Origin of the sequence: Oryzobacter telluris (assembly GCF_043099285.1) — a bacterium.
In the GTDB taxonomy this organism is placed as follows: domain Bacteria; phylum Actinomycetota; class Actinomycetes; order Actinomycetales; family Dermatophilaceae; genus Oryzobacter; species Oryzobacter telluris.
Genome location: NZ_CP170723.1, coordinates 407,096 through 432,242, shown reverse-complemented (window position 1 = coordinate 432,242; position 25,147 = coordinate 407,096). Strand labels below are relative to the sequence as shown.

At 72.7% G+C, this 25,147-nt stretch carries 29 protein-coding genes; 10 read left to right on the top strand and 19 right to left on the bottom strand.

Annotation, left to right across the window (positions count from 1 at the left end):
* Positions 1-52 precede the first annotated feature (52 nt).
* Positions 53-436 (bottom strand): hypothetical protein, encoded by a 384-nt coding sequence (locus ACFLFB_RS02040; protein ID WP_392544043.1) that lies wholly within the window; start codon positions 434-436, stop codon positions 53-55.
* Positions 433-975 (bottom strand): hypothetical protein, encoded by a 543-nt coding sequence (locus ACFLFB_RS02035; RefSeq protein WP_392544042.1) that lies wholly within the window; start codon positions 973-975, stop codon positions 433-435. Before ACFLFB_RS02035 ends, ACFLFB_RS02040 begins: the two co-directional genes overlap by 4 nt.
* Positions 976-1,150: 175 nt before the next feature.
* Here ACFLFB_RS02035 and ACFLFB_RS02030 point away from each other — a divergent pair, with 175 nt between their 5' ends.
* Positions 1,151-1,624: a GNAT family N-acetyltransferase gene (locus tag ACFLFB_RS02030; protein WP_392544041.1), complete on the top strand. Its 474-nt coding sequence runs from the start codon at positions 1,151-1,153 to the stop codon at positions 1,622-1,624.
* On the opposite strand, the gene ACFLFB_RS02025 is transcribed toward ACFLFB_RS02030, so the two are convergent.
* Entirely contained in the window at positions 1,588-2,955 is a 1,368-nt protein-coding gene (locus tag ACFLFB_RS02025) for an FAD-dependent oxidoreductase (RefSeq protein ID WP_392544040.1), read from the bottom strand. The genes ACFLFB_RS02030 and ACFLFB_RS02025 overlap by 37 nt on opposite strands.
* A 77-nt stretch (positions 2,956-3,032) precedes the next feature.
* Here ACFLFB_RS02025 and ACFLFB_RS02020 point away from each other — a divergent pair, with 77 nt between their 5' ends.
* On the top strand, positions 3,033-3,389 hold the full coding sequence (locus ACFLFB_RS02020) for an ArsR/SmtB family transcription factor (protein WP_392544039.1): 357 nt from the start codon (positions 3,033-3,035) through the stop codon (positions 3,387-3,389).
* A gap of 7 nt (positions 3,390-3,396) precedes the next feature.
* Here ACFLFB_RS02020 and ACFLFB_RS02015 read toward each other — a convergent pair whose 3' ends face one another.
* The 3 genes from ACFLFB_RS02015 to ACFLFB_RS02005 all read right to left on the bottom strand — a co-directional run bounded on the left by ACFLFB_RS02015 (position 3,397) and on the right by ACFLFB_RS02005 (position 4,982).
* Positions 3,397-3,705: a hypothetical protein gene (locus ACFLFB_RS02015; protein WP_392544038.1), complete on the bottom strand. Its 309-nt coding sequence runs from the start codon at positions 3,703-3,705 to the stop codon at positions 3,397-3,399.
* Between the two features lie 87 nt (positions 3,706-3,792).
* On the bottom strand, positions 3,793-4,215 hold the full coding sequence (locus ACFLFB_RS02010; RefSeq protein WP_392544037.1) for an arsenate reductase ArsC: 423 nt from the start codon (positions 4,213-4,215) through the stop codon (positions 3,793-3,795).
* Positions 4,212-4,982, bottom strand: coding sequence for an aquaporin (locus ACFLFB_RS02005; RefSeq protein ID WP_392544036.1), 771 nt, complete (start codon positions 4,980-4,982; stop codon positions 4,212-4,214). The genes ACFLFB_RS02010 and ACFLFB_RS02005 overlap by 4 nt, the downstream gene beginning before the upstream one ends.
* A gap of 46 nt (positions 4,983-5,028) precedes the next feature.
* Between ACFLFB_RS02005 and ACFLFB_RS02000 the strand changes: the two genes are divergently transcribed.
* Positions 5,029-5,709, top strand: coding sequence for a helix-turn-helix domain-containing protein (locus ACFLFB_RS02000; protein ID WP_392544035.1), 681 nt, complete (start codon positions 5,029-5,031; stop codon positions 5,707-5,709).
* 40 nt (positions 5,710-5,749) lie between these two features.
* Here the strand turns inward: ACFLFB_RS02000 and ACFLFB_RS01995 are convergent, their stop codons facing one another.
* The gene (locus tag ACFLFB_RS01995) at positions 5,750-6,994 is read right to left on the bottom strand and encodes an alpha-hydroxy-acid oxidizing protein (protein WP_392544034.1); all 1,245 of its coding nucleotides are present in this window, start codon (positions 6,992-6,994) and stop codon (positions 5,750-5,752) included.
* 69 nt (positions 6,995-7,063) lie between these two features.
* Between ACFLFB_RS01995 and ACFLFB_RS01990 the strand changes: the two genes are divergently transcribed.
* Positions 7,064-7,567, top strand: coding sequence for a GNAT family N-acetyltransferase (locus ACFLFB_RS01990; RefSeq protein WP_392544033.1), 504 nt, complete (start codon positions 7,064-7,066; stop codon positions 7,565-7,567).
* Between the two features lie 9 nt (positions 7,568-7,576).
* On the opposite strand, the gene ACFLFB_RS01985 is transcribed toward ACFLFB_RS01990, so the two are convergent.
* The 5 genes from ACFLFB_RS01985 to ACFLFB_RS01965 form a co-directional block, all read right to left on the bottom strand.
* A complete protein-coding gene (locus tag ACFLFB_RS01985) occupies positions 7,577-9,841 on the bottom strand; it encodes an alpha-galactosidase (protein ID WP_392544032.1) in 2,265 nt (754 codons plus the stop codon).
* Complete coding sequence (locus ACFLFB_RS01980; RefSeq protein WP_392544031.1) at positions 9,838-12,072, bottom strand: alpha-galactosidase; 2,235 nt, start codon at positions 12,070-12,072, stop codon at positions 9,838-9,840. Before ACFLFB_RS01980 ends, ACFLFB_RS01985 begins: the two co-directional genes overlap by 4 nt.
* 117 nt (positions 12,073-12,189) lie before the next feature.
* Complete coding sequence (locus ACFLFB_RS01975; protein ID WP_392544030.1) at positions 12,190-13,530, bottom strand: ABC transporter substrate-binding protein; 1,341 nt, start codon at positions 13,528-13,530, stop codon at positions 12,190-12,192.
* Positions 13,531-13,589: 59 nt separating this feature from the next.
* Entirely contained in the window at positions 13,590-14,534 is a 945-nt protein-coding gene (locus ACFLFB_RS01970) for a carbohydrate ABC transporter permease (RefSeq protein WP_392544029.1), read from the bottom strand.
* Positions 14,535-14,543: 9 nt separating this feature from the next.
* Positions 14,544-15,485, bottom strand: coding sequence for a carbohydrate ABC transporter permease (locus ACFLFB_RS01965; protein ID WP_392544028.1), 942 nt, complete (start codon positions 15,483-15,485; stop codon positions 14,544-14,546).
* 238 nt (positions 15,486-15,723) lie between these two features.
* Between ACFLFB_RS01965 and ACFLFB_RS01960 the strand changes: the two genes are divergently transcribed.
* On the top strand, positions 15,724-16,761 hold the full coding sequence (locus ACFLFB_RS01960) for a LacI family DNA-binding transcriptional regulator (RefSeq protein WP_392544027.1): 1,038 nt from the start codon (positions 15,724-15,726) through the stop codon (positions 16,759-16,761).
* A 34-nt stretch (positions 16,762-16,795) separates the two neighbouring features.
* Here ACFLFB_RS01960 and ACFLFB_RS01955 read toward each other — a convergent pair whose 3' ends face one another.
* The gene (locus ACFLFB_RS01955) at positions 16,796-18,160 is read right to left on the bottom strand and encodes a glycosyltransferase 87 family protein (protein ID WP_392544026.1); all 1,365 of its coding nucleotides are present in this window, start codon (positions 18,158-18,160) and stop codon (positions 16,796-16,798) included.
* A gap of 211 nt (positions 18,161-18,371) precedes the next feature.
* Here ACFLFB_RS01955 and ACFLFB_RS01950 point away from each other — a divergent pair, with 211 nt between their 5' ends.
* Entirely contained in the window at positions 18,372-18,632 is a 261-nt protein-coding gene (locus tag ACFLFB_RS01950) for a hypothetical protein (RefSeq protein WP_392544025.1), read from the top strand.
* A gap of 28 nt (positions 18,633-18,660) precedes the next feature.
* Here ACFLFB_RS01950 and ACFLFB_RS01945 read toward each other — a convergent pair whose 3' ends face one another.
* Positions 18,661-18,831 (bottom strand): hypothetical protein, encoded by a 171-nt coding sequence (locus ACFLFB_RS01945; RefSeq protein WP_392544024.1) that lies wholly within the window; start codon positions 18,829-18,831, stop codon positions 18,661-18,663.
* A 237-nt stretch (positions 18,832-19,068) separates the two neighbouring features.
* Between ACFLFB_RS01945 and ACFLFB_RS01940 the strand changes: the two genes are divergently transcribed.
* The gene (locus tag ACFLFB_RS01940) at positions 19,069-19,512 is read left to right on the top strand and encodes a PA2169 family four-helix-bundle protein (protein WP_392544023.1); all 444 of its coding nucleotides are present in this window, start codon (positions 19,069-19,071) and stop codon (positions 19,510-19,512) included.
* A gap of 74 nt (positions 19,513-19,586) precedes the next feature.
* On the opposite strand, the gene ACFLFB_RS01935 is transcribed toward ACFLFB_RS01940, so the two are convergent.
* Positions 19,587-19,979 (bottom strand): PPOX class F420-dependent oxidoreductase, encoded by a 393-nt coding sequence (locus ACFLFB_RS01935; RefSeq protein WP_392544022.1) that lies wholly within the window; start codon positions 19,977-19,979, stop codon positions 19,587-19,589.
* Between the two features lie 280 nt (positions 19,980-20,259).
* On the opposite strand from ACFLFB_RS01935, the gene ACFLFB_RS01930 reads away from it, so the two are divergent.
* Together ACFLFB_RS01930 and ACFLFB_RS01925 are read left to right on the top strand one after the other, a co-directional pair.
* Positions 20,260-20,793, top strand: coding sequence for a SigE family RNA polymerase sigma factor (locus ACFLFB_RS01930; protein ID WP_392544021.1), 534 nt, complete (start codon positions 20,260-20,262; stop codon positions 20,791-20,793).
* Entirely contained in the window at positions 20,790-22,028 is a 1,239-nt protein-coding gene (locus tag ACFLFB_RS01925) for a hypothetical protein (protein ID WP_392544020.1), read from the top strand. The genes ACFLFB_RS01930 and ACFLFB_RS01925 overlap by 4 nt, the downstream gene beginning before the upstream one ends.
* Before the next feature lie 33 nt (positions 22,029-22,061).
* On the opposite strand, the gene ACFLFB_RS01920 is transcribed toward ACFLFB_RS01925, so the two are convergent.
* The 3 genes from ACFLFB_RS01920 to ACFLFB_RS01910 form a co-directional block, all read right to left on the bottom strand.
* Complete coding sequence (locus ACFLFB_RS01920; protein ID WP_392544019.1) at positions 22,062-22,298, bottom strand: ANTAR domain-containing protein; 237 nt, start codon at positions 22,296-22,298, stop codon at positions 22,062-22,064.
* The gene (locus ACFLFB_RS01915; RefSeq protein WP_392544018.1) at positions 22,298-22,825 is read right to left on the bottom strand and encodes a hypothetical protein; all 528 of its coding nucleotides are present in this window, start codon (positions 22,823-22,825) and stop codon (positions 22,298-22,300) included. The genes ACFLFB_RS01920 and ACFLFB_RS01915 overlap by 1 nt, the downstream gene beginning before the upstream one ends.
* Before the next feature lie 392 nt (positions 22,826-23,217).
* Positions 23,218-23,646: an Hsp20/alpha crystallin family protein gene (locus ACFLFB_RS01910; RefSeq protein WP_392544017.1), complete on the bottom strand. Its 429-nt coding sequence runs from the start codon at positions 23,644-23,646 to the stop codon at positions 23,218-23,220.
* Between the two features lie 125 nt (positions 23,647-23,771).
* On the opposite strand from ACFLFB_RS01910, the gene ACFLFB_RS01905 reads away from it, so the two are divergent.
* Positions 23,772-24,119, top strand: coding sequence for a MerR family transcriptional regulator (locus ACFLFB_RS01905; RefSeq protein ID WP_392544016.1), 348 nt, complete (start codon positions 23,772-23,774; stop codon positions 24,117-24,119).
* Between the two features lie 39 nt (positions 24,120-24,158).
* Here the strand turns inward: ACFLFB_RS01905 and ACFLFB_RS01900 are convergent, their stop codons facing one another.
* A complete protein-coding gene (locus ACFLFB_RS01900; protein ID WP_392544015.1) occupies positions 24,159-25,136 on the bottom strand; it encodes a DUF389 domain-containing protein in 978 nt (325 codons plus the stop codon).
* Between the last annotated feature and the right edge of the window lie 11 nt (positions 25,137-25,147).

Genomic DNA, 25,147 nt, shown 5'->3' with positions numbered 1-25,147 from the left:
TCGGTGGTCGGGTGGCGGTCAGGCACCGGGCGGTGCCTGCGGCGTCGAGCGGTCAGTGACCCAGGGCAGCGGCCAGCGCGGCGGGGTCGGCGACGGTGAGGGTGAGGCCGGGGTGGCGGAGCCGTCCGGTCGGCTCGATGGCGGCGACGGGCTCCACGAACGAGACGCACAGCCCGCGCCGTGAGGAGGTGGCGAAGGTGACGCCGCGGTCCTTGAGCGACAGGTGCGCCGGACCGGCCGTGCGGTACCACGCGTACCCGCCACTCACCTGCGTGCCGGAGATGTTGGCGAGGGCGGTCCGCAGCCGCCAGGGGCCGAACCGCACGAGCAGCTCCTCGTCGGTGACGGCCACCCGGGCCGTGGTGGGCGTGATGCCGAACAGCAGGGCCGGCAGGCGGTAGCGGTCCTCGAAGGCGAACCCGAACTCGCGCCTCACGAGCGGTGCAGCAGGCTGGTGGCGCGGTCGAGCAGGCCGGCGACACCGCGCTGCTGCTCCCCGAGGTAGGCGTCGAGGACGAGCAGCCCGCCCGTGGTGACGGGCGTCGCCCACTGGAGCCAGCGCAGCCGCGAGGTGAGGGCCCGGGCCTTCTGCCGAGCGGCCTCGTCGTGGTCGGCCTGCTCCAGGGCCTCGCCCAGGTCGGCCCCGTTCGTGTACGCCGCCGCGCTCGCGGCGACGGCGGCCGCGGTCAGGGCCGTCTTGAGGACGACCGCCACCGTGGTCGGGCGGTGGGCCACCACCCGGCGCCGGTTGTCGGCGACGATCGCGATGCCGCTCAGCAGGTGCAGGCCCATCGCGGCGCCCTGGACCGGGCCCCAGCGGTTCCAGCCGGTGTCGGCGATCTCGGAGCGCTCGTGGGCGTCGTCGCCCTCGCGCGCGGCGGGGTTGAGGCCGACCGCGCCCATGAGCGAGCCGCCGAACCACGCCGCGTTCGTGAGCAGGTGCGTGGCCCGGACCGTGGTGCTGTACGCCGTCATGGGGTCCCCCCGGTTGCGTCGACCCGACACTGGAGCGCCGGGATGCGACACCCCCGTCCTACCCCGCCCGGGCGCCCGGACACGTCGCAGGCGCGGGCGGTGACGATCGGTCGAGGGTTGGGACGTCGCCATCGACACGACGCCGTCCCCACCGAGCCCTTGGCAGGATGGTCCGGTGACCAGCACCAGCCCAGCGCAGTCGTACGAGATCCACGACGAGCTCACCCGGTTCGACCTCGACCGGGTCCACCACTGGCTCTCCACCGACGCGTACTGGGCCCTCGGCCGGAGCCGGGAGACGGTGGCCCTCGCGGCCCGCAACTCGGTCAACCTCGGGGCGTTCACCGACAGTGGCGAGCAGGTCGCCTACGCCCGGATCGTCACCGACCACGCGACCTTCGCCTGGGTGTGCGACGTCTACGTCGATGCCGCCCATCGTGGCCGCGGCCTCGGCGGGCGGCTGGCCGAGGCCGTCGTCGCGGTGGTCCGGCCCCTCGAGCTCACCCGCGTCATGCTCGCCACGCTCGACGCGCACGAGGTCTACGCCCGGGTCGGGTTCACCCCCGTGCCCGACCCCGAGCGCCTCATGGTCATCCAGCGCTCGCGTCCGGTTCAGCAGGAGGACGCGCGGCCACCGGTCCCCAGCTGAACCAGCTGCGGCCCGCCCGTCGGGGAGCAGCAGCCGGCCGCGGCGTCATCCGGGTCGGCCGCGTCGAAGAGTCCGGCACCGCCACACACCCCGGTCTCCGGCAACGTCAGCTCGACCCGCGCCGCGGCCTCCTGGTCACCGGCGAGGGCCGCGACGACCGACCGCACCTGCTCGTACCCGGTCATCGCGAGGAAGGTGGGCGCGCGGCCGTAGGACTTCATCCCGACGAGGTACACGCCGGGCTCGCCCTCGTGGGCCAGCTCGGCCGCGCCGTGCGGGTAGACCGTGCCGCACGAGTGGACGTTGGGGTCGATGAGCAGGGCCAGCCGCACGGGCGCCTCGAGGCGCTCGTCGAGGGCGAGACGCAGCTCGGCCGTGACCGAGTGGTCCGGCCGGAAGCCGGTGAGCGCGACGACCTCGTCGAGCCCGTCGATGACGTCACCCGCCTCGCTGTGCAGGATGAGCGTGGCGCCGTCCCGCTCGACTGCCGCGGTCCGGAACCCGGTGACGACGCGGACGTGGCCCGCCTCGACCGCCCGCCTGGCCCGCTGGCCGAGGGCCCCGCGGGCAGGGAGCCCGTCGGCATCACCACCCCCGAAGGCGTCGCCGACGCCGCCGCGACGCAGCACCCAGACGGCCTCGGTGCCGGGCACCTTCTCGGCGAGGGTCGCCAGGGCCACGAGGGCGGTCAGCGCGGAGTGACCCGCCCCCACGACCGCGGTGGTGCGGCCGGCGTAGCGGGTGACGTCGGCGGGGTCGGCCGCGTCGGGGACGCGGTAGGCGATCCGGTCGGAGGCTGCGGGCTCACCGTCGGCCGGGTACCCGTCACCACCGATGGGGTTGGGGTGGCTGAAGGTGCCGCTCGCGTCGATGACCGCGGAGGCAGTGACGCGCGACGGCCCGCCGTCGGACGCGTCGACGTGGACGGTGAACGGCTCACCCTCACGCCCCGAGTCGACGACCCGGTCGCGACCCCGGCGGGCGACGCCCGTCACTTTCGCCCCGTACCGGACGCGCTCGCCGAGGAGGTCGGCGAGCGGCTGGAGGTAGGCCCGCGCCCAGTCGGCACCGGCGGGGTAGCCGTCGGGGTCAGGGGCGGTCCAGCCGGTCGGCTCGAGGAGGCGGCGCGCCGCGGGGTCGACGAGCTCGGACCACGGCGAGAACAGCCGCACGTGCCCCCACCGGCGCACCGCGTCGGCGGCACGGGTTCCCTGCTCGAGGACGACGACGTCGAGGCCGCGCTCGACGAGGTTGGCGGCGGCGGCGAGGCCGGTCGGCCCGGCCCCGATGACGACGACCGGGTGGGTGCTTCCGGCGGTGGCGTCGGTCATGACCTGCTCCTTGGTTCGATGCTTGTCGATACAGCGGCATCTTGCTCCCGGACATCGATGGATGTCAAGATAGATGCATGTCGAACTCTTTGGTGCTGGAACCGGCCGCCGGGTCAGCCGTCGCCTGCTGCGCCCCGCTCACCCGCAACGCGCTCGACGCCGGCCAGGCCGAGTCGGCCGCTGCGGTGTTCAAGGCGCTCGGCGACCCCGTGCGGCTGCGGATCTTCTCGCTCATCGCCTCCGCCCCCAACGGCGAGCTCTGCGTGTGCGACGTCCTCGACGTCGGCGTCTCCCAGCCCACGGTCAGCCACCACCTGCGCAAGCTGCGTGAGGCCGGCCTGCTGACCAGCCGCAAGGACGGCACGTGGGTGCACTACCGCGTCGCCCCCGAGGCCCTGGCCGCGATGGCCGCCCTCCTCCAGCCCGCCGACTGAGACCGGGTCAGGGGAGGAGGCGGTCGAGGCGCCGCAGGACCGGCCCGAGCACGGGCCACCCGTGGGCGCCGTTGGCGATGACCCAGTCGCGCACCCCGGCCACCGACCGCCGGGCGGTCACCGCCGGGGTCCGCAGCCCGCTCTCCGCCCGGGCCCGGGAGCGCCGGTGCACCCACTGGGCGCACCCCGCGCACAGCCCGACCTCCGGGTGGTTCCCCAGGCGGGTCAGCGCCGACTCCTCGACCGTCGACCCGCAGCACCAGCACTCCGGCCGCGACGACGTCTCCCGCGGCAGCTCACCCACGACCTCGGCCATGGGCCCATCGTCGCCCTCCGTGCCGCCCGTGACCAGAGGGCCCGGCAACCCGCGCCTCAGCGGAGCCAAAGCCCGGCCACCCGGACGTCAGCCCGAGACCGGCTCGACGCCGAGGCTGTCGAGCAGCGTGAGGACGCGCCGCCTGATCTCGTCGCGGATCGGCCGCACGGCCTCCACGCCCTGGCCCGCGGGGTCCTCGAGCTCCCAGTCCTCGTAGCGCTTGCCCGGGAAGATCGGGCAGGTGTCGCCGCACCCCATGGTGATGACGACGTCGCTCGCCTGCACGGCGTCGGTGGTGAGGACCTTCGGCGTCTCGGCGGTGATGTCGATGCCCTCCTCGGCCATCGCCGCGACGGCGGCGGGGTTCACCTGGTCGGCCGGCGCCGACCCGGCCGAGCGGACCTCGACCGCCCCGCCGGACAGGTGGTGGGTCCAGGCTGCGGCCATCTGGGAGCGGCCCGCGTTGTGGACGCAGACGTAGAGGACGGAGGGGCGGGCAACGTCGGTCACGGGAGGTCCTTGCTCGAGGGCGAACGGGGGTGGGTGGCGTGGGGGACGACGACGTCGTCGGCGCCGTCGGCGCCGTCGGCAGCGTCGGGGTAGAGCGCCAGGGTGACGGCGACGCCCACGACCAGCCCGGCCAGCTGGGCACCGACGAAGGCCGGGGCGGAGGCCGGGGCGATACCGGCGAAGGTGTCGGAGAAGACCCGGCCGACCGTGACGGCGGGGTTGGCGAACGAGGTCGAGCTGGTGAACCAGTACGCGGCACCGATGTACGCCCCCACGGCGGGAGCGGCGACGGCGCCGCGCCCGGTGCGTACCAGGGCGAGGACCAGCGCCACGAGGACACTGGTGGCCACCACCTCGGCGAGCAGGTGCGGCCCGGTCGCGCGGTCCTTGGCGGACAGGGTCGTCGCGACGCCGAACATCGCGTTCGCCAGCACGGCACCGCCGCCGGCGCCCACGACCTGGGCCACGACGTAGGCACCGACCTCGGCGAGAGGGAGGCCGGTGCCGGCGCGACGCCCGATGAACCAGTCGGCGAGGGACACGACGGGGTTGAGGTGCGCCCCGGACACCGGGCCGAACAGCAGGATCAGCACCGTGAGTCCCAGCACGGTCGCCGTGCTGTTCTCGAGGAGCTGCAGGCCCACGTCGTCGGGCGACAGCTGCTGCGCCGCGATGCCCGACCCGACGACCACCGCGACGAGCAGGGCCGTGCCGAGGAGCTCGGCCAGGAGACGCCGTGGCAGGGGTGGGACGGCGGGACGGGTCACGCGGACATGTTGACCCAGGCCATCTCCCTCAGTCAAACTTGAGTCAATGAACACTGAGCAAACTGCCAGCCTGCTGCGTCGCGCCGCCGTCCACGCCGCGCTGGCCGACGTCACCCGGCTGCGCATCGTCGACCTGCTCAGCCTCAGCGACCGGTCCGCCTCCGAGCTGGGGGGCGAGCTCGCCATCCCCTCGAACCTCCTCGCCCACCACGTCAAGAGCCTCGAGGCCGCGGGGCTCGTCACCCGTCACCGCTCCGAGGGCGACGCTCGGCGCACGTACCTCTCGCTCGACCCCGACGGGACCTCGCTCCTCGGGACGACCCGGGACAGCCCGGGCGTCCGGGCCCGACGGGTCCTGTTCGTCTGCACGGCCAACACCGCGCGATCCCACCTCGCGGCAGCGCTGTGGCGACAGGCCAGCACCGTCGAGGTCGCTTCCGCGGGAACGGAACCGGGCGAGCGCATCAACCCCGGAGCCCTGTCGGCGGCCCGCCGCCACCACCTCGACCTGCCGGACGTCGCCCCCCGGCTCCTCGCCGAGACCGTCGCCGACGGCGACCTCGTCATCACCGTGTGCGACCGCGCCCACGAAGAGGTCGGGGGCTCGGCCTGGGCCCACTGGTCGGTCGCCGACCCCGTGCCCGCCGCCACGCGCACCGCGTTCGACCGGGCGCACTCGACCCTCGCCGCGCGCGTCCGGGCGCTGGCGCCCCTCGTCTCGGCCTGACCCGGCCGGCCCCCGACGGGCTGCCCGTCACCTCCCGCGGTCAGGGCTCCTCGACGGGCACCGGACCGAGGCGGCGCAGCTGGGTGACGTGCCGCGGCTCGAGCTCCTCCAGCGACGTGACCCCCAGCAGGCGCATCGTGCGCACCACGTCGGCCCGGAGGATGTCGATGGCGCGGTCCACGCCCCGGCGACCGCCCGCCATCAGCCCGTAGAGGTAGGCGCGGCCGACGAGCGTGAAGCGGGCACCCAGCGCGACCGCGGCCACGACGTCGGCGCCCGCCATGATGCCCGTGTCGAGGTGCACCTCGAGGTCGCCGCCGACCTCGCGGACGACCGAGGGTAGGAGGTGGAACGGCACCGGCGCCCGGTCGAGCTGCCTCCCACCGTGGTTCGAGAGGACGATGCCGTCGACCCCGGCCTCCGCGAGAGCCCGGGCGTCGTCGAGAGACTGCACGCCCTTGACGACGACGCGCCCCGGCCACTGCTCGCGGATCCACGCCAGGTCGGCATAGGTGACGCTCGGGTCGAACATCGTGTCGATGAGCTCGGCGATGGTCCCGGACCACGACGACAGCGAGGCGAAGGTCAGCGGCTCGGTCGTGAGGAAGTTGACCCACCACGCGGGTCGGGGCACCGCGTCGACCACGGTGGAGAGCGTCAGCTGCGGCGGGATGGTGAAGCCGTTGCGCTTGTCGCGCAGCCGCGCGCCGGCCACCGGCGCGTCCACCGTGACGAGCAGCGTGTCGTACCCCGCGGCGGCCGCCCGGTCGACGAGCGCCATCGAGCGCTCGCGGTCCTTCCACATGTACAGCTGGAACCAGTGGCGACCTCCGGGAGCGGCCGCGGCCACCTCCTCGATGGAGGTCGTGCCCATGGTCGAGAGGGTGAACGGGATGCCGGCCGCCGCGGCGGCGGCCGCCCCGGCACGCTCCCCCTCGGTCTGCATCATCCGGGTGAAGCCGGTGGGCGCGATGCCGAAGGGCAGCTCGACGCGCTTGCCGAGGACGTCCCACCCCGGGTCGACGTCGGTGACGTCGCGCAGGATGTTGGGGTGGAACTCGATGTCGCGGAACGCTTCTCGCGCGCGGGCCAGCGACAGCTCGCCCTCGGCGGCGCCGTCGGTGTAGTCGAACGCGGCCTTGGGCGTCCGGCGCTTGGCGATGTCGCGCAGGTCCTCGATGGTGAGGGCGGCGTCGAGCCGGCGACCGGTGGCGTCGAGGGTGGGCCTGCGGAACTGCAGCAGCGGACGCAGGTCGCGAGGACTGGGGAGCTGGCGTCGGGTCATCGGGTCACCTCGCAGGTCTGGGTCGCTCGGAGGTCGCTGCGGCACCGCACCCGCGTGGCAACCTGTGGCATGAGCCTGCACCACGAGGCGCCCGTCCTGCGCCCCATGACCCCCGCCGACCTGGCCGAGGTCGTCGCCGTGCAGCGTGCGGGTGCCGTCGTCGGGCTGGCGGCCGTGTTCCCGCAGGACCTCCACCCGTTCCCCTCCGACGCGGTCCGCCGCCGCTGGGAGACCGAGCTGGCCGACGACGCCACCGACTGCTTCGTGGTCCTGGGGTCGACGGGCCAGGTCGTCGGGTTCGCCGCCACGCGCGCCGACGAGCTCCTCCACCTCGGCACCGCCGTGGAGACCTGGGGAACCGGCCTCGCGGGCCGCGTGCACGACGATCTCCTCGACCACCTCCGCGACGGCGGCCACGGGCACGCCCGGCTCACCGTCTTCGAACGGAACACCCGCGGCCGGCGGTTCTACCTGCGACGGGGCTGGGCCGAGACGGGCGAGCGCACGACGAGCACCTTCGCGCCGCACCCGGTCCTGCTCACGATGGCGCGGGCCCTCGACGGGCGGCCCTGACCTCCGCCGTCAGCCCAGGAGCGCCTCGACGTGGAACAGGACGACCGAGTCGGGGTCCACGACCGGCGGTGCCGTCCCCACCCGCGCGAGAACCGATCCGGTGAGGACCGCCCCGGGGTAGCTCGCCCCGCGACGCACGGTCCGGTGCGGGTCGCGCTGCGTGTCGCGCGGACCCGGAGCGGAGTAGACAGTGGAGTCCTCACCCCACCAGGGGGGCGCCACGAGCCCGGCCGGTGGCGTCCCCACGACGACCGGCCTCACCCGGTACGGCGTCGCGGGGTCGAGGCCGCGGAAGCGCAGCAGCGGCCCCGGGCTGTGCACCGGGTTGCCGACGACAGCGACGGCGAAGACCGCCTCGGACCGGTCCGCCGCGACCACGCCGTGGACGAGGACGTGGTCGTCCCCGGTCTCGACCCGCACGAGGTCGCCACCGAGCAGCAGCCCCCGATGCCTGCGGTGGAACGCGATCCACTCGGCAATCTCGTCGAGGGTGTCCTCGTCGACCGCGGTGAGGTCCCACTCGAGCCCGAGGTGGCCGAAGACGGCCGTGCCGGCGCGGAACGAGAGCCGGTGCTGGCGCCCGGTGGAGTGCGACACCTCCGAGGCGATGTGCGAGCCGAGGTACTCCGGCGGCACCAGCTGCGTCGTCCAGCGCATCATCTGCTGGCGCTCCAGCGGGTCGATGACGTCGGAGACCCAGACCCGGTCGGTGCGCTCGAGCACGCCGAGGTCGACCCGCGCACCACCGGAGGAGCACGACTCGATCTCCAGCGCAGGATGGGCGCGGCGCAGCTCGTCGAGCATCCGGTAGACGGCGAGGGTCTGGGCGTGGACGCCGGCGCGGCCGCCGTCGGCCGGGCTCCCCGCCTCGATGAGGTCGCGGTTGTGGTCCCACTTGAGGTAGTCGATGTCGTACTCGTCGAGGACGGCCAGGATCTGGTCGCGGACGTGGGCGTACGCCTCCGGGTTGCCCAGGTCCATCACCTGCTGGTGGCGCGACGACACGGGGAGGTCGTCGCGCGCCGCCATCATCCAGTCCGGATGGGCGCGGGCCACGTCGGAGTCCGGGTTCACCATCTCCGGCTCGAACCACAGCCCGAACTGCATGCCGAGCCCGTGCACGGCGTCGACGAGCGGGTGGAGCCCCTCGGGCCAGACATCGGGTGAGACGACCCAGTCCCCCAGGCCCGAGCTGTCGTCGCGCCGGCTGCCGAACCACCCGTCGTCGAGGACGTAGCGCTCCACCCCCACGCGCGCCGCGCGCTCGGCGAGCGCCAGCAGGCGATCGAGCCGGTGGTCGAAGTACACGGCCTCCCACACGTTGAGGGTGACCGGCCGGTCCGACGACACGGGGCGCGGCCGCGCCCTGAGGTGGCGGTGGAACTGGCGCGCGACCTCGTCGAGGCCGGACCCGGTGGAGAAGAAGACCCACGGGCTCGCGTACGACTCACCGCGGCCCAGCCGGACCTCAGCAGACTGGAGCAGCTCGCCCCCACCGATGACGCGCTCGCCGGTGAAGACCCGCTCGGCGTAGTGCACGTGGTTGCCGCTCCAGGCGGTGTGGACCGCGCGCACCCGACCCCGGTCGAAGCCGAACCCGGGGGTGCCGACGTGCAGGACGAACGCGCTGTCCGCCCCGGTGCGGCCCTTGCGGTTCTCCCGGGTGTGGCTGCCGGTGCGCAGGGCCGACCGCTGGGGGGTGCGCTCGCGACCCCATCGGCCGCCGAAGTCGAGCACCTCGTCGAGGCCCGCCGGGACCGGCAGCGCGAGGACCACCCCGTCCACCGTGTAGGCCGCGTCCTCGAGGTTCGTGACCGTGGCCCGGGCTCGCACGAGTCCGGTCCGGTCAAGGGCGAGCTCGAGGTCGAGCCGCAACCCGGCGCCGGTGTCGTGGGCCTCGACCTCGAGGCGCCCGGGCCCGGCTGCCAGGGACCCGCCGACCGGCACACCGTCGAGCCGGACCGCGCTGACGACGAACCGGGTCGACCACGCGCGTCCGTCGCGCGACCCCGAGAGCCCGGGTCGCCCGACCCAGGCCCGGGAGTGCTCGGGGAGCACCGCCACGCGCCGCGGCACGTCGATGTCGTTGGGTCCGTTCATCCACTCGCCCGTCCCCGCCATCGCGACGAGGACGTCGGCGTCCAGGCCCTCGAGCCGCTCGCCCCAGTGCAGCACGGAGGGCAGCGCGCGGCCGCCGAGGTCGACGACGAGGGTCACGTCCTCGGTCGACAGGGCCACGACGAGCGGGCCCGCCCCGGCGGCCACGGCCGTCATCGCTCCTCCGTCGAGGAGGCGACCGCGTGGATGACGACGAGCTCGTCGACCGAGAGGTACGGGCTCTGCAGCCCCACCGTGCCGAGCAGCCCACCGGACAGCCGGGTCGGCTCGGTCGCCCACCGCGGCAGGGGCGCCGGGGACGCCAGCCCGACCGGGCCGACGACGGCGACGTCGTACACGACGTCGGGGTCCAGCCCGGGGAGCGTGACCCGGCCGGGTGGCCAGACCAGGCTGTGCTCGAGCATCGACAGCTTGAACAGCGCCTCCGTCCCGTCGGGCGCGACGACCCCGTCGAGCTGCAGCGCGCGGTTGGTGACGTCCGCGTGCACCACGACCCCGCCGTGGAGGAGCCCGCGGAAGCGCCGGTGGAGGGCGACCCACTCCCCCAGGCGCGCGAGGTCGTCCTCCGAGGCGGTGGTGAGGTCCCACTCGATGCCCATGTGGCCCCACATCGCGGTGCCGGCCCGGAAGTCGAGCCCGAGGCGGCGGCCGGTGCTGTGGTCGGCGCCCGCGCCGATGTGCGTGCCGAGCAGCTCCGGGGGGAGGAGCAGCCCCGTCGCGACGTTGAGGCGGTGCCGCTCGTGGGCGTCGATGCAGTCCGAGACCCAGACGCGGTCGGTGACCTCCGCGGTGGCGAGGTCGATGCGCCCGCCTCCTCCGGCGCACGACTCGATCTCCAGTCCGGGGTGGCGGGCCTTGAGCTCGGCCATGAGGCGCAGGACGGCGTTGGCGTGCTCGCGCACCCCGGGATGCCCGGTCGGCCAGTGGCCGCCATCGATGACCGGCCGGTTGTGGTCCCACTTGAGGAACGCGATGTCGTACTCCTCGACGAGCGCGCTGATCTGCCCCAGCACGTGGGCGAACGCCTCGGGGTGGCCGAGGTCGAGGACGTGCTGGTGGCGCGACGCGACCCCCGGGCCGTGCGAGGTCTGGAAGAGCCACTCCGGGTTCGCCTCGGCGAGTGCCGAGTCGAGGTTGACCATCTCCGGCTCGAACCAGAGGCCGAACTCCATCCCGAGCTCGCGGACCCGGTCGACCAGGGGGTGCAGCCCGTCGGGCCACACGTCCTCGGACACGACCCAGTCGCCGAGGCCGCGCGTGTCGTCCCGGCGCCGCCCGAACCACCCGTCATCGAGGACGTAGCGCTCCACCCCCAGCGCCGCCGCCCGCTCGGCGAGCTCGAGGAGGTGCTCGACGTCGTGCTGGAAGTACGCCGCCTCCCACGTGTTGAGCAGCACGGGGCGCGGTCGGCGCGGGTGGTGCGGACGCTCCCGCAGCATGGCGTGCAGCCGGGTCGACACGGCGTCGAGCCCCTCGCCCCATGAGGCCACCAGCCACGGGGAGGTGTAGGTCTCGCCGGGCGCGAGGCTCAGCTCACCGGGGAGCAGCCGCTCCCCGCCGCGCAGCAGCCGCCAGTCGGTGACGGTGCGCTCGGAGTAGACGACCTGGTTGCCGCTCGCCGCGAGGTGCACGGCCCACACCTGGCCGTGGCGGTACCCGAACCCCGGGGTGCCCGCGCACAGCAGCGTGGCGGCGTCGTGACCGGCGCGCCCTCCCCACGACTCGCGGACCCACGACCCGATGTCGAAGGGTCGCCGCTGCGCGTGTCGCTCGTTGGCGTGGCGGCCGGTGAAGTCGAGCAGCTCGGTGGCCTGCGGGGGTACGGGGACCGCCGGCTCGAGGTGGGTCACCTCGAACGGCTCGGTACCGGTGTTGCGCACCCCGGCACGTACCCGCAGCACCCCGGAGGGCAGCAGCTCGAGGTGCGTGTGCACGGCGAGGTGCCCCGCCGAGTCGATGGCCTCCGACTCCAGGGCGATGGTGCCGGGGCCGCCGTCGGCTCCGGCCCCGTGGGTCACCACCCGGTGCTGCACGGCGTCGAACGCCGGGCTCCAGTCGCGTCCGGCGCGGTGTCCGAGCAGGCCGGGGCGCCCCAGCCATCCCGCGCTGTGCAGGGGAAGGAGCGGCACGCGCTCCTGCGTGGTCGTGACGCTGTCGCTGGGCGGGACGGCGAGGGCGGCGAGCAGGCCCTCCGTGTCGCCGGTGCCCACCGCGGCACCCCAGTGGATGACGCTGGGCAGGGTGTCCGGGCCCACCCGCACCAGGACGGTCGTGCCGTTCCGGTCGAGGCGGACCACCTCCTCGTGGGCGGCACCCACGGGTGAGGAGGTGGTGCCCGTGGCGGGCTCGTGGTCGACGAGGTGGGTCGTCGGGAGGTCGACGGTCACAGTGGGTCAGGCCTTTCGGGGGCGAGAGTGGGAACGGACCGACCGGTACGGCGCCTCGGGGCGCCGCACCGGCCGGCGGTGCGCCGGGCCCCCCTCATCGGGCCCGGACGACTGCGCTCACTTGAAGAGAGCGTTGACCTGGTCGTTGGCGGCCTTGAGGGAGTCGGCGCCGGCCTTGCCCGAGAGGACCGCGTCCATGGCGGGCGCCATGATGGCGTTGATGTCGGCGGCGTTGTCGGTGATGGGGAACAGGAACGTCGTCTTCTCGTCGACCTGCTGGGTGAAGGCCGTGACGTCCACGCCCTTGGTCTCGAAGGCCGACTTGGCCGCGTCGACGCCGGTCCCGATGGCGGGGAAGACGACCCCGGCCTGGCCGACGAGGTCCTGGCAGTCCTTCGACCCGAGGAAGGCGACCCACTTGCCGGCGCCCTCCTTGTTGTCGGTCCCGGCGAAGATGGAGTCGGCGAGGCCGTTGAACATGCTGGCCCGCTTGCCCTCCGGTCCCACAGGGGTCGGGGCGATGCCGAGCTCGACGTCCTTGTAGCCGGAGTAGGAGCCGATCATCCACGAGCCGTTGGCGTTGATCGCTGACTTCCCGGCGCCGAAGTTGTCGTTCATGCTCGCGCCGACCGTGCTCTCGAGCGTGGGCATGTAGCCCTTGTCGATCAGGCCCTTCCACCAGGTGATGGACTGCTGGAAGCGCGGGTCGTCGTAGTTGTACTTCGTGCCCCACGGGTTCTTGTCGGTGTGGGTCCAGCCGGTCGTCTCGGTGAAGTAGCTCCACTCGGTCTGGCCGTTGCCGGCGCCGGAGCCGGGCAGGCCGAGGCCGTAGACGGCCACGTTGCCCTTGTCGAAGCCGGCCTCGTCGCCGTGCTTGCCGTTCTTGTCGACGGTGAGCTTGGCGATGACCTTCTCGTAGGTGCCGCCGTCCGACGGGTTCCAGGTGAGGTTCTTCATCTCGTCCTCGGAGATGCCGGCGTCCTTGACCATCTCCTTGTTGTAGAAGAGCGCGATCGTGTCCCAGTCCTTCGGCAGGCCGTAGCGCTTGCCGTCCTGGGCGACCCAGAGGTCGGCCAGGCCGGGGGCGTACTGGGCGGTGTCGACGTTGGGCACGACGCCGTCGAGGGCGAGGATCACCTTGTTCTTCACGAACTCGGGGTACTTCGACAGGTGGTCGGTGAACACGTCAGGAGCGGTGTTCGACTGGAAGCCGGTGGTGAGGGTCGACCAGTAGTCGTCCCAGCCGCGCTGGGTGATCTTCACCTTCAGGCCGGGGTTCTTGGCGGCGAAGGCGTCGGCGCACTTCTGGTAGGCCGGCTGCTGGTTCGCGTCCCAGAGCCAGTAGTCGATGGTGCCACCGGAGGCGGCGCCGTCGTTGCTGCCACCGCCGCACGCGGCGACGGTCAGGAGCGGGAGGGCTGCCAAGGTGGCGAGCACTCGCGTCGTCTTGCGGTTCATGTCATTCCTTCCAGGCCGGACATGGTGTCCGAGAGGGGTTTTGGTGGTGCGGTGACGGGTTACTTGATGCCGGTGAAGCCGATGGAGTTCACGATCCGGCGGCCGAAGAAGGCGTAGAGGACCATGATCGGAAGCGCGGCGACGAGGGTCGCGGCCATGAGGCCGGCCCAGTCGGGGGAGCCCTGTGGGGTCTGTGACTTGAAGACGCCCAGGGCCACGGTGAGGACGCGGGACTCCTCGGTCTGTCCGACGAGCAGGGGCCAGAAGTAGTCGTTCCAGGCCGCGATGAACTGCAGGATGCCGAGGGTGATGATGGGCGGCATCGACATCGGCATGATGATCCGGAAGAAGATGCGCAGGTGCCCGGCGCCGTCGATGAGGGCTGCCTCGTCGATCTCCCGCGGGATGCCGAGGAAGAACTGCCGCAGGAAGTACACGGCGAACGGCGTCATGAAGAACGACGGCAGGACGATGCCCGGCAGGGTGTTGAGCAGGCCGAGCTGCTTGATGGTGAGGAAGTTCGGCAGGCTCGTGAAGATCGGCGGGACGAGCAGCGCGGTGAGGAACAGGGTGAAGACGGCGTCCCGGCCGCGCCAGCGGAGGCGGGCGAAGGCGTAGGCGGCAGCGGCGCTGAAGACCACCTGGCCCACGGTGATCGCCGTGGCGACGACGAAGGAGTTGCGCAGGTAGAGCCAGAAGCTGATCGACGCCCCGGAGCCGCCCTCGGCCAGGGCCTCCTCGACCGACCCGAGGCCGAAGACCCGCTTGAAGCCGCCGAGGCTGAAGTCGGCCGGCAGGAGCGAGCCCGACGCGCCGGCCAGGGCCCGGTTGTTCGACAGGGCGGTGCGCAGGGTCCAGTAGAAGGGGAAGAGGGTCAGGAGGATGAACAGCCAGAGGACGACCCAGGCCGCCAGGCGGCCCCAGTTGACCCTGCTGAGGAACGAGGGCGCGGCCTCGGGACGGTGCGTGGACGACGTGGTCCGTGCGGTGGTGGTGGTGGTCATGTCCGCTCCTCAGGCCAGGTCCGACTCGTTGCCGCCGAGGAACCTGTTCTGGGCCCAGGCGACGATGGCGAGGATGACGAAGAGCACGGCGGACAGGGCGGCCGCGTACCCGAAGTCGCTGCGCTCGAAGGCGCGTTCGACGATGTAGACCTGGATGACCCGGGAGGCGTTGATCGGGCCACCACCCGTGGTCACCGCGACGGTGTCGAACACCTGGAACGACCCGGTGACCGTGATGATCAGCACGAGCACCAGCACCGGCCGCAGCAGCGGCAGGGTGATCTTCCAGAAGGTCTTCCACTCGTTCGCGCCGTCGACGGCGGCTGCCTCGTAGACGGTGGCCGGGATGGTCTGCAGGCCGGCGAAGATCAGCAGGGCCGTGTATCCCATGTGCCGCCACACGTTGACGAACGCGATGGTGGGGATCGCCCAGTCCTCGCCGCCGAAGAACGGGATCCGCCCGATCCCGATCCACTCCATGAAGGAGTTCACGATGCCGATCTGGTAGTCGAGCATCCAGAACCACAGCAGCGCGACGATGACGTTGGCGATGAGGTAGGGCAGGAGGATCGAGCCGCGGATGATCCCGGACTTGGTCAGCCGGTGCATGAGGACCGCGAGGCCGAGGGCGATCGAGGTCTGGAAGCCGATGTTGAGCACGACGTACTCGAGGGTCACCTTCATCGAGTTCCAGAACAGGTCGTCGCTGGCGATGGCCGTGTAGTTGTCGATGCCGATGAACTCCGGGGAGCCGAAGAGGCTGAACTCGGTGAAGCTGAGGTAGATCCCTCGCAGGGTGGGCCACAGGTAGAAGGCCACGAACCCGAGGAGCGCCGGGGCGATGAACAGCAGGGCGAACTTGAGGTCGCCCTTGCCGGTCTCGGGTGGCGGCTTGCGGCCCTTTCGGCGCAGTGCCCGCGCTGGCGCGGCCACCAGCGGTGGTGCGGTCATCAGACCCTCCTCGGATCAGGGCGACCCGGAGGTGAGCCGCCATTGGCTGAGCGCTTTAACGAAACATCGCTTTAACGAAACATGACAGACTGGGCCGATGTCGTCAAGAGGTGTTCCGTCGTCGGTCGTCACGACACCGCGACGTCCGCGGGCCGACCTCGAGGGCGTTGACGCGCTCGCTACGCTGAGCCGACCGGCCCCGCACCGCGGGGGTCGAACCGACGAGAGGGGAGCGCCGATGGCCGCCAGGCCGACCCCCCGACGACCCCGGATCGTCGACGTCGCCAAGGCGGCAGGGGTCTCCCCGCAGACCGTCTCCAACGTCATCAACGACCGCGGCGGGTTCACCCCGCCGACCCGGGCGAAGGTCGAGCGCGCCATCGCCGCACTGGGATTCCAGCCGAACCGCTACGCCCAGAGCCTGCGCTCACAGCGCACCGGGCTCATCGGGTTCGACATGGTCCGCCGCCAGCTCGACGTGTCCAACCCGTTCACCGTCGGGCTGCTCCACGCCCTCGTCCCGGCGGCGACCCACCACAACCGGCGGGTCCTCGTCTTCACGCACGACGAGGAGCAACCCGACGAGTTCCGCACGACCGCGGTCGCGGGCCTCGTCGACGGCTTCATCCTCTCGGACTCGACGGCCGGCGACATCCGCGCCCGCGTCCTCGAGGAGCTCGGCGTGCCCTTCGTCGTCATGGGGCGCCCGGAGACGGGGTCCACCGTCGCGGCGCTCGACATCGACAACGCCGTCGCGATGCACGAGGCGGTCGACCACGTGGTCGACCAGGGCTGCCGCGACATCGCCTTCGTCGGGTACGGCACGTCCGCGCACTGGAACACCGAACGCCGCCGAGGAACTCGGGAGGCGCTGTCCCAGAGGGGAATCCAGCTTCCGCGACACCGCGTGCTCTCGGGCACGACGCTGAAGTCGATCCGCACCCGGCTGCCGGAGTTCCTCACCCACAACGGGGTCCCCGACGCCGTCATCACGTCCAGCGACTCGCTCGCCGTCAGCGTCGTCGCCATCGCCTCGATGCTCGGCATCCGGGTCGGCAAGGACCTCGCGGTGACCGGGTTCGACGACAGCCCGCTGGCCTCGATGGTCAGCCCGGAGATCACCAGCGTGTCAGTCCCCGTCGAGCCGATCGCCGAGCGTCTCCTCGACCTCCTCGAGCTGGTCATGGACGGGCAGCCCGTACCCGAGGGCGACGTGATCGGGACCCGGCTCGTCGTCCGTGGGAGCAGCGGGTTCGCCCCTCGACGGGATCGCTGACGGCGCGGGAACCGGCCCGGCACAGCCGTTCCGGTCAGGTGATCGGCAGCGGCGCCGGTGGCGACGCTGAGCGGTGGCCGCGCTTCGGGTCCGGGCTCCCGAGCCGCACCACGGCGAGGACGGCGACCGCCACCACGGCGACCGCCGCGAGTGCCGCCGACGCCCCGAGGGGCACGACCTGCTCGCTGCGCAGGTACGCGAGGTAGGTGGTCGCGCTCGCGGCCTGGAGGACCGTGGCCGGGACGAGCGCCCGCAGGTCCGCGGCCACCGCGACGACGAGCAGGACCTCGGCGAGGAAGAAGTAGCGCTCGTGCATCTCCGGCAGCAGCCACGGGATGACGAGGGTCACCGCGGCCGCGACGAGCACCATCTCGCCGGGGGTCAGCGCGCGGCGTCGACGCAGCAGCCAGACCCCGAAGGCCAGCCCGACGACAGCAGCCACGACGAGGCCCCCGACCTTCCACGCCTGGCCCGCGTCGGCAGGCAGCCACGCGTACGGCGTCGGGGCGTTGGCCGTGAACGCGTGGCCGGTCCACACCTCGGCGTCACCACCGGGACCACCGCCCGGTCGCCCGGCACCTGACCCGACGCCGCCCGCCATCAGGTCCGGTGGCGGGGCGCCGGCACCGGCGGGGACCGGGGGGCCACCCCGGCCACCGCCACCGCCCCGCGGTCCGACCCGGCCCGAGGCCGCGACGCCCACGCTGCTCGCCCCCGAAACCTGGGCGGGGTACACGGCGAGCTGGTCGAGCAGCCCGCGGCCCGCGACCATCGCGGGGACCAGCGCGGCGAGGAAGGCGGCCGGCACCGCGGTCAGGCTCACCACGCCCTGCCGCCCGGTCAGCAGGAGCAGGACGAGCACCGGGAGGAAGAAGACGGCCTGGAGCTTGAACGCCAGCGCGAGGCCGAAGAGGGCGCAGGCCCACCACGGCCGGCGCGTGATCAGCAGGTACAGGCTGCCCAGGACGAGGGAGTCGTAGACCGCGTCGCACTGTCCCCACGCCGCCCCGTTCATCACCACGGTCGGCAGGAGGAGGAGGGCGCCCGCCACGAGGCGCGGCCACCAGACCGATCCCGGCCGGACCACCCCGACCACCCGGAACGCGACGACGGCGAGGAGCACCTCGAACGCGACCGACACCGCCTTGACCGCCACGAGCTCGGGCAGCGGCAGGTGGGTGGCGGCCCACAGCAGGACGAGGTACGGGGTGTTGTAGTTCGAGAAGTCGTCGCCCAGCCCGGCGAACCCGCGCTGCGCGAGGTGGGTGTACCAGGGGTCGAGGAACGCGTGGAAGTCGCCGCTCTCGACGTCGAGGACGCTCCAGCGCACCGCGACCGCGACGACGACCAGGACCGCCATCGTGGCGTTCGGGGCCAGGCGACGGGCGGCGGCGAGCACGTCTCCGACCCTGTCGGCCCCGGCTGTGTCAGGCCGGCGAGGAGGCTGTCAGGCGCGTGTGCGCAGGCCGTCGCGCGGACCTCCGAGCACACCCCACCCTGCTGGGGCAAGAGGCGCCGTCGAACCCTGTGAGGACCCACAAGAGGGCCCTGGACCGGCTGGGATGATCGTCGCGGATCCGCCATAGCACCGAGCGCGAGGAAGGCACCACGTGACGCCCTTCCGGCTCGCCATCGCCGCGCTCGTGACCGTGGCGGCCTCGCTGCTCGCGTGGTCCACTCCGACGACGCTCGGCTCGAGTGCTGCACTCCTCACGCTCGTCGTGCTCGTCGCCTCGGCGATCACGCTGGTGGCCGTCGCCATCGAGGCGTCGATGCAGGCCCGCGTGGCGACCTCGCTGGGCTGCGGACTCGCCGTCGCCGCAACGGGACTCGCCGCAGTCGCCCTCGCGCCGCACCCCCTCGGGTTCTGACCCCGCCCGGCTCGCGGCCGGGCGGACGTCACATGCCGTTGAAGCCGTCGTTGGTGTCGATGTGCCGCGGACGGCCCTGCTTGGTTCCCGGGAGGTCGAGGTCGCGGGCGTCACCGGTGGAGCCGCGGCGACGGTCCATCCAGAACGCGGCCAGGACGACCGCACCGACGAACAACCCGATCCACAACCACATCATCATGAGCTCGCCCTTCGCTGTGTCCCGATCCCTGCGGACGAGTCTGCTCCTGCGAGGCCGACCCGGTCCATGGTCACCACGGACCATCCGTCGGTCCGTGACCGGACCACCGGCCACCCTCCACACCTGGCGGTGGACCGCGCGCTGTCGAACGTTCCCGGTCGAGGTGCGACGGCGAGGGTTCGGCGTCCGTCATCGGGGTAGAACCAAGGACCCAGCACCCCGAACGAAGGAGCGCACATGTCGGATGACGAGAAGGCCGCCAAGGACCTCGTGGAGACCCTCAAGGACGGCGAGCGCGGCTTCGCGACCGCCGCCGACAAGCTGCGGGACGGCGACCGCCCCGAGTGGGCGACCACCCTCCAGCGGCTCGCCGAGCAGCGGGCGGGCTTCCGCCAGGAGATCGTCGCGCTCGGCCACCAGTACGGCGACGACGTCGACGAGAGCGGCTCGGCTGCTGCGGCGCTGCACCGTGGGTGGATCTCGCTCAAGGACGCCCTGACCGGCGACGACGCCGGCAGCGTCCTCGGCGCCGCCGTGACCGGCGAGGACCACGCGGTCTCCGAGTACGAGAAGGCCCTCGAGCAGGACCTCAGCGCCGGGTTCCGTGAGGTCGTCGCCCGTCAGCACGCCGCGGTCGTCGCCGCGCGTGACGAGGTCAAGGCCCTGCAGACCGCCGACTGACACCCGGCACCCCCGCACGACCGAGGGCCCCGACCGCGCATCCGCCGGTCGGGGCCATCGGCGCGAGCGCGGCCTCAGCCCTGGGCGTGCACCCGCTCGATGCTGATCGTGAGGATGACGCGCACCTGGTCGCGACCGCCGTACCAGGGGTAGGGCGAGCCGGTGTAGCGCTGCGAGAGCTCGTCGATGTGTTCGGCGCCGCCCTCGGTCGTGCTGTCGAGCACCCGCCCTCGCACCGCGACGTAGCGCGACGGGTTGTCCGGGTCGGCGACCGTGACCGCGACGCGGGGGTCGCGGCGCACGTTGAGCTCCTTCTGGTGGCCCTGGACCGTGTTGATGACGACGTGCTCGCCGTCGGTGTCCACCCAGGTCTGCGTCAGCTGCGGCGACCCGTCCGGCATCGTCGTCGCGAGGTAGCAGGTGCTCGTGCCCTTCAGCAGTGCGAGGAGCTCGGGGGTGGGGGTCATGGGGCCGTGTCCTGTCGTCGGTGGTGCTGGCGCGTGCCCCCATCATCACGACCCGGCGGGAGGTCCCAGCGCTCCGGGCGCCGCGGATGTCCACCTGCCGAAGGTTGGCGGTCGACGGCGGAGGAGGCGGAGGCCGCAGCGGCGCCCGGTGACACGCGCCCGCGTCTCGAGGACGATCGTCACGACACGATCGGCCCCGCACTGAACCGTCATCGGCGGTCGATGCGTCGTCGAGGTGGAGGCCCGACACCGTCGGGCCCGGCCGAGCCAGGAGGCACGGATGCGCGCGCGGGAGCGGGAGGAGTACGTGCGGTTCGTCAGGGCGCGCCACGCCTCCCTGTTCCGGTCGGCCTTGCTGCTCACCGGGAACCACCACACCGCCGAAGACGTCGTCCAGGCGACGTGGGTGAAGGTGTACGCCTCCTGGCCCCGCGTGCGCCGAGCGGACCGCCCGGTCGCCTACGTCCACCGGATGCTGGCGAACGAGGTGATCTCGGCGCGACGCCGCCGCAGCGCCCACGAGGTCCCCACCGACAGACCCGGTGAGCTCGCGGGCGCCGGCACCCAGGCCGGCCCCGAGGACGCGGTCGTGGATGCCCGGTTCGTGTTCGCCGCCCTGGCGACCCTCACCGAGCGCCAGCGGGCGGTGGTGGTGCTTCGCTACTACGCCGACCTCACCGAGGCGGAGATCGCGGACGCGCTCGGTGTCGCGCCGGGGACGGTCAAGGGGCATGCCCGTGCCGCTCTGGCCGCCCTGGCCGCGGCCTTGCAGCCGTACCCGTCGCCCCAGGACCACGTGGAGGAGTCGCGATGAACAGCGAGCACCTCGTGAGGGCCGCCCTGGAGCGCAGCGTGAGCGGGATCTCCGGCCCCGAGCCGGATGTCGACGCGCTCCTCGCCGCCGGGCAGGCGGTGCGGGTCCGCCGGGCCACCGTCACCGCAGCCGTGGCGGCCGTCGTCGTGCTCGTCCTCGTGGGCGTGACGATCGCGTGGACCGGGTCCTGGCCCTCGGCGGAGGAGCCCGTCCCCGCGGCCCCGTCGGTCACGAGGGAGGCGCGACAGCTGACGATGCTGGCGTCGGACCCGCCGTTCCTCATCGGCGGGTTGGTCCAGCAGGGCAGGGACGTGGCCGAAACTGACGCGCGCGTCGCCCAGTTCACGGTGCTCAAGAGCGGCTTCGTCTGGGTGGAGGACGAGACGAGCGAGCCGCGCATCGTCTTCCGGGGGTGGCAGGGCGGGACCAACGTCATCGGACACGACCCCTGGCCCTCGGTCGAGCCCTTGTCATCGACGCCTGAGCACCCTCGGGGACTGCGTCGCAACGTCGTCGGCAACCCGGAGCGGAACTGGCTCGCCTGGGTCGAGCAGGGACCCACACGGAAACGGCTCGTCGTCGCCCACGCGGCGAGCGGCGCCGTCCAGCGCACCACCATCCCCGAGGCCGGGCCCGAGTGGGTCGACGTCCTCTCGGTCAGCGCGGAGCTCGTGTACCTGCGCAGGTGTCCCGCCCCGAGCGAACCGGTCGAGCTCCTCGGCGGCGACCTGGGCACCCTGCCGACGAGCCGGGCGGGGTGCTCCATCTGGCAGTGGAGCTGGCAGCACCCCAACGCGGAGCTGGTGCCCTCCGGCCACTCCTGGGTCGAACCCGATGGCGCGGTCGTCCAGGACGTGACCACCGGTGTGTGGGCCGTGACCCGCCCGGGCCGTGCAGGCCTGACCTTCGTCTCCCCCGAGGGCGGCCGCCTCTCCGACACCAACGCCATGGTCGGCGAGAACGAGGGCCACGGTCTCAGCCCCGACGGTCGGTACTGGTTCAGCCCCGGCAGCCGCAGCGTCGTGGTGACGGAGACCGGCGAGGTCCGCTCCCTCAGTGCGGAGCTGTCCCGTGTGGGGATCGGTGAGGACCTCCGGTTCGTGTGGCTCGAACCGACGACCGTCATGGTCATCGACAACGACACGGTGACGACCTGTGACGCGTCCCTCGTCATCTGCGACGAGCCCGCCGACGTCGGGACCCTCCTGACCCGCGCCATCCTGCCCGTCCAGTAGACGGTCCGGACCGGGCAGGGCTCCGACCGCGCGCTACCCCTTCCCCGCGCCAGCGGCCGGCGGGAGACCGGTGTCCCCGACCTCGGTGGCGATGTCGCGCAGCTTCCGGTTGGTGTTCTGGCTCGCTGTCCGCAGCACCTGGAAGGCCTGCTCGCGCGTGAGCGAGTGGCTGGCCATGAGCACACCGAGCCCCACACCGATCTCCCGGTTGGTCTCGAGGGCCCTGCTCAGGTGGTCGGCGTCGGCGGTGGCGGTGTGGGCCGCGATCATCAGCGCGGCGTGGCTCGCGATGAGCAGGCCCGGTTCACGTCGTGCCGTGAGAAGGCGTCGACGCGGTCCGAGCTGAAGCAGAGAGCGGCAGCTTCTTCGTCCCCGTCGAGCAGGTCGAGGCGGTACGCCACCATGCTGCGGACGCCGATCCGCTCACGCAGTCCCCGACCGAGCGGCTGCCAGCGCTCGTCCTCGGAGACGTCGGCCGTGAGGACCGTGCCTCCCTCGAGCATGGCGTCGATGGCCGGCCCTCGGCCGGCTCGGAACTGGGTGCTGTCGATGGCTGCGGCCGTCTCCCCGGTCGAGGCGAGCGTGTGGAACCTCCCCTGTCGTTGCAGGACCACGCTCCCCCAGCGGGCGCCCACGGCGCGGGACTGCCCGAACCTCAGGAGGCCGTCGATCGACGACGGACCGCTCCCGGAGCCTGCCGCCTCGAGGAGCGACGCGAGGGCCTGCCCCAGACCGCGAAGCGACTCCGCGCTCTCGTGTCCCGCCGTCGTCGACTGCCTGCGCCTCGCCTCGCCCATCCCACCCTCCCTTGATCCCGTGAACCTGTTCGGTCCTCCGCTGCGCGACCGCCGGCGCCGCCCAGGGCGGTGCCCGCCGCCCGGGGGCCCTCGCCCCCGACCGCCGTCCTGAGTCGGACTCCCGAGGCATCTCGACACCGCCGTGGACGCACCTGATGGGGGTCTCGGGCCACGCTCGCTCTCGTCGCCCATGGCCGGGTCCGTCGGCACGCCCGACGGCCACTGGGCACCCACGATCGCCTCGAACTCGGCGGCCAGGAGGTCGTGGTCGGCAAGGACGATCGCCAGGAAGGCGTCCGCGGCATCCATGACCCGGTCCGGCCCGTCGGGAGCGACGTCCCTGGTGGCCGGCTCACGGTCGACGAGGGTGGACGACATGACGACCCCCGCGCTCAGGCCGTGATGGCCTGTCGCGCGCCGTCAGTGCCGATCTCGATCTTGCGCGGCTTGGCGCGCTCGGCCACCGGGATCCGCAGGCGCAGGACACCGTTCTCGTAGTCGGCACGGATGCCGTCGGTGTCGAGGGTGTCGCCCAGGAAGAGCTGCCGGCTGAAGACCCCGCGCGGGCGCTCGGCGGCCACCAGCTCCCGGTCGTTGCGCGGGGCGGGGCGCTCCGCCCTCACGGTGAGGACGTTGCGCTCGACGTCGAGGTCGATGCTGTCGGCGTCCACGCCGGGCAGGTCGAGCTCGACGACGAACGTGTCGTCGTCACGCCACGCGTCGATCGGCATCACCGCGGGCCGGGCCAGAGTCCCCACCGCGCCGAAGGCCTGCTGGGCCATGCGGTCGAGCTCACGGAAGGGGTCGGTGCGCATCAACATCGTCATCACCTCCATGTGTCCGGATGTCCTTTTCGGGCCACGGATCCCCACTGGATCTGTGGTGTGCGCTGTACATTTCATATAGCACTTGGCACATGCCAGCGCAAGCACGAGAAGGGAGCCATGTGGGCGACCCAGCCATCCCCGAGCCGAGCCGCCGGACCTCCTCGACCAAGGGCGTCTACGGCATCTCCGTCGCGGCCGAGCTCGTGGGCACGGGAGTGCAGAACCTCCGGCTCTACGAGGCTCGCGGCCTCCTCACACCAGATCGGACCACGGGCGGCACCCGCCGCTACAGCCAGGACGACCTCGACAGGCTCCACCGCATCACCGATCTCCTCGCCCAGGGACTCAACCTCAGCGGTGTCGCCATGGTCCTGGACCTGCAGGACCGGAACACCGTCCTCGACGACGAGAACACCGCGCTGAAGGAGGAGGGGCGCGACCGCCAGCGCAGCATCGGCGAGCCGTGAACGGAGCCGAGGCTCATCGGGCTGCGCCACCCGGCGGTGTCACTGGCGCGTCACTCGACCTCGCTCCCGAAGACGGGCCACCAGTGCTGAGCGGCGCGCGGAGACCCGGCTCCACACGACCTGCTGCACCACGAGGATGAGCCAGCCGGCCACGGCCATCCCGGCGAGGTTGAGGCCGAGCTGCTGCACGCTCCCCCACACCTCCGCCCACACGCCGAACGCCAGACCGAGGGCGATGTTGGCCGCCGCAGGGATCGTGGTGACGGAGATGAACACCCCCGACAGGCCACCGGTGCGCGCGGAGGTCAGCGACAAGGCGCCCGCGGCCCCCGCGATGACCGCCACGATGAAGGACCACTTGTCCGGGAAGTAGATGAAGCCCGTGCTGGGACGTGGTCGCGTCACGTCCTCGACGGTGATCCAGCCGAGCCCGCGCGCCGCGACGACCGCCACGATGGTCGCCAGGATCGCAGCGACGAACCCGAGCAGGAGCGTGCCCGCGGCTCGACGCAGCAGGCTGCCGCGCCGGCGGACGAGGGCGACCGCGAGAGCGGCCACGGCCCCGAACTCCGGGCCCAAGACCATCGCGCCGATGACGAGGATCTGCGAGTCGAGGACGATCGCGATCGTGGCGATGAGGGTCGCGAGGACCATGAACGTCCCGTAGGTCCAGTTGGGTTCGGAGTCCTCATAGGCGCGCTGTGTCACGTCCGCCCACACCACCGAGTCCGCGCTGCTTCCGGGCGTGCGCTCGTCGGCCTCCAGGCCCGAGCGCGAGAGCCAGGTCGTGACGGGTTCGACGTGCAGGGCTCCCTCCTCGGGGACCCCCAGCGCCCGCAGGGCGTCGATGACGACGTTGGCGCCCTCGCGGGCCACGTCGACGTGCACGAGGTCACCCCTCGGCCGGACCGATGCGCCCCGGATGACCGACAACGAGCTGACGCTCGGGTCGCCTTCGAGCAGGGCGAGCACCTCGTCGGTGATCTCCGCCGGTGACGAGATCCGCAGGTTCAACATGCGCCCATCTT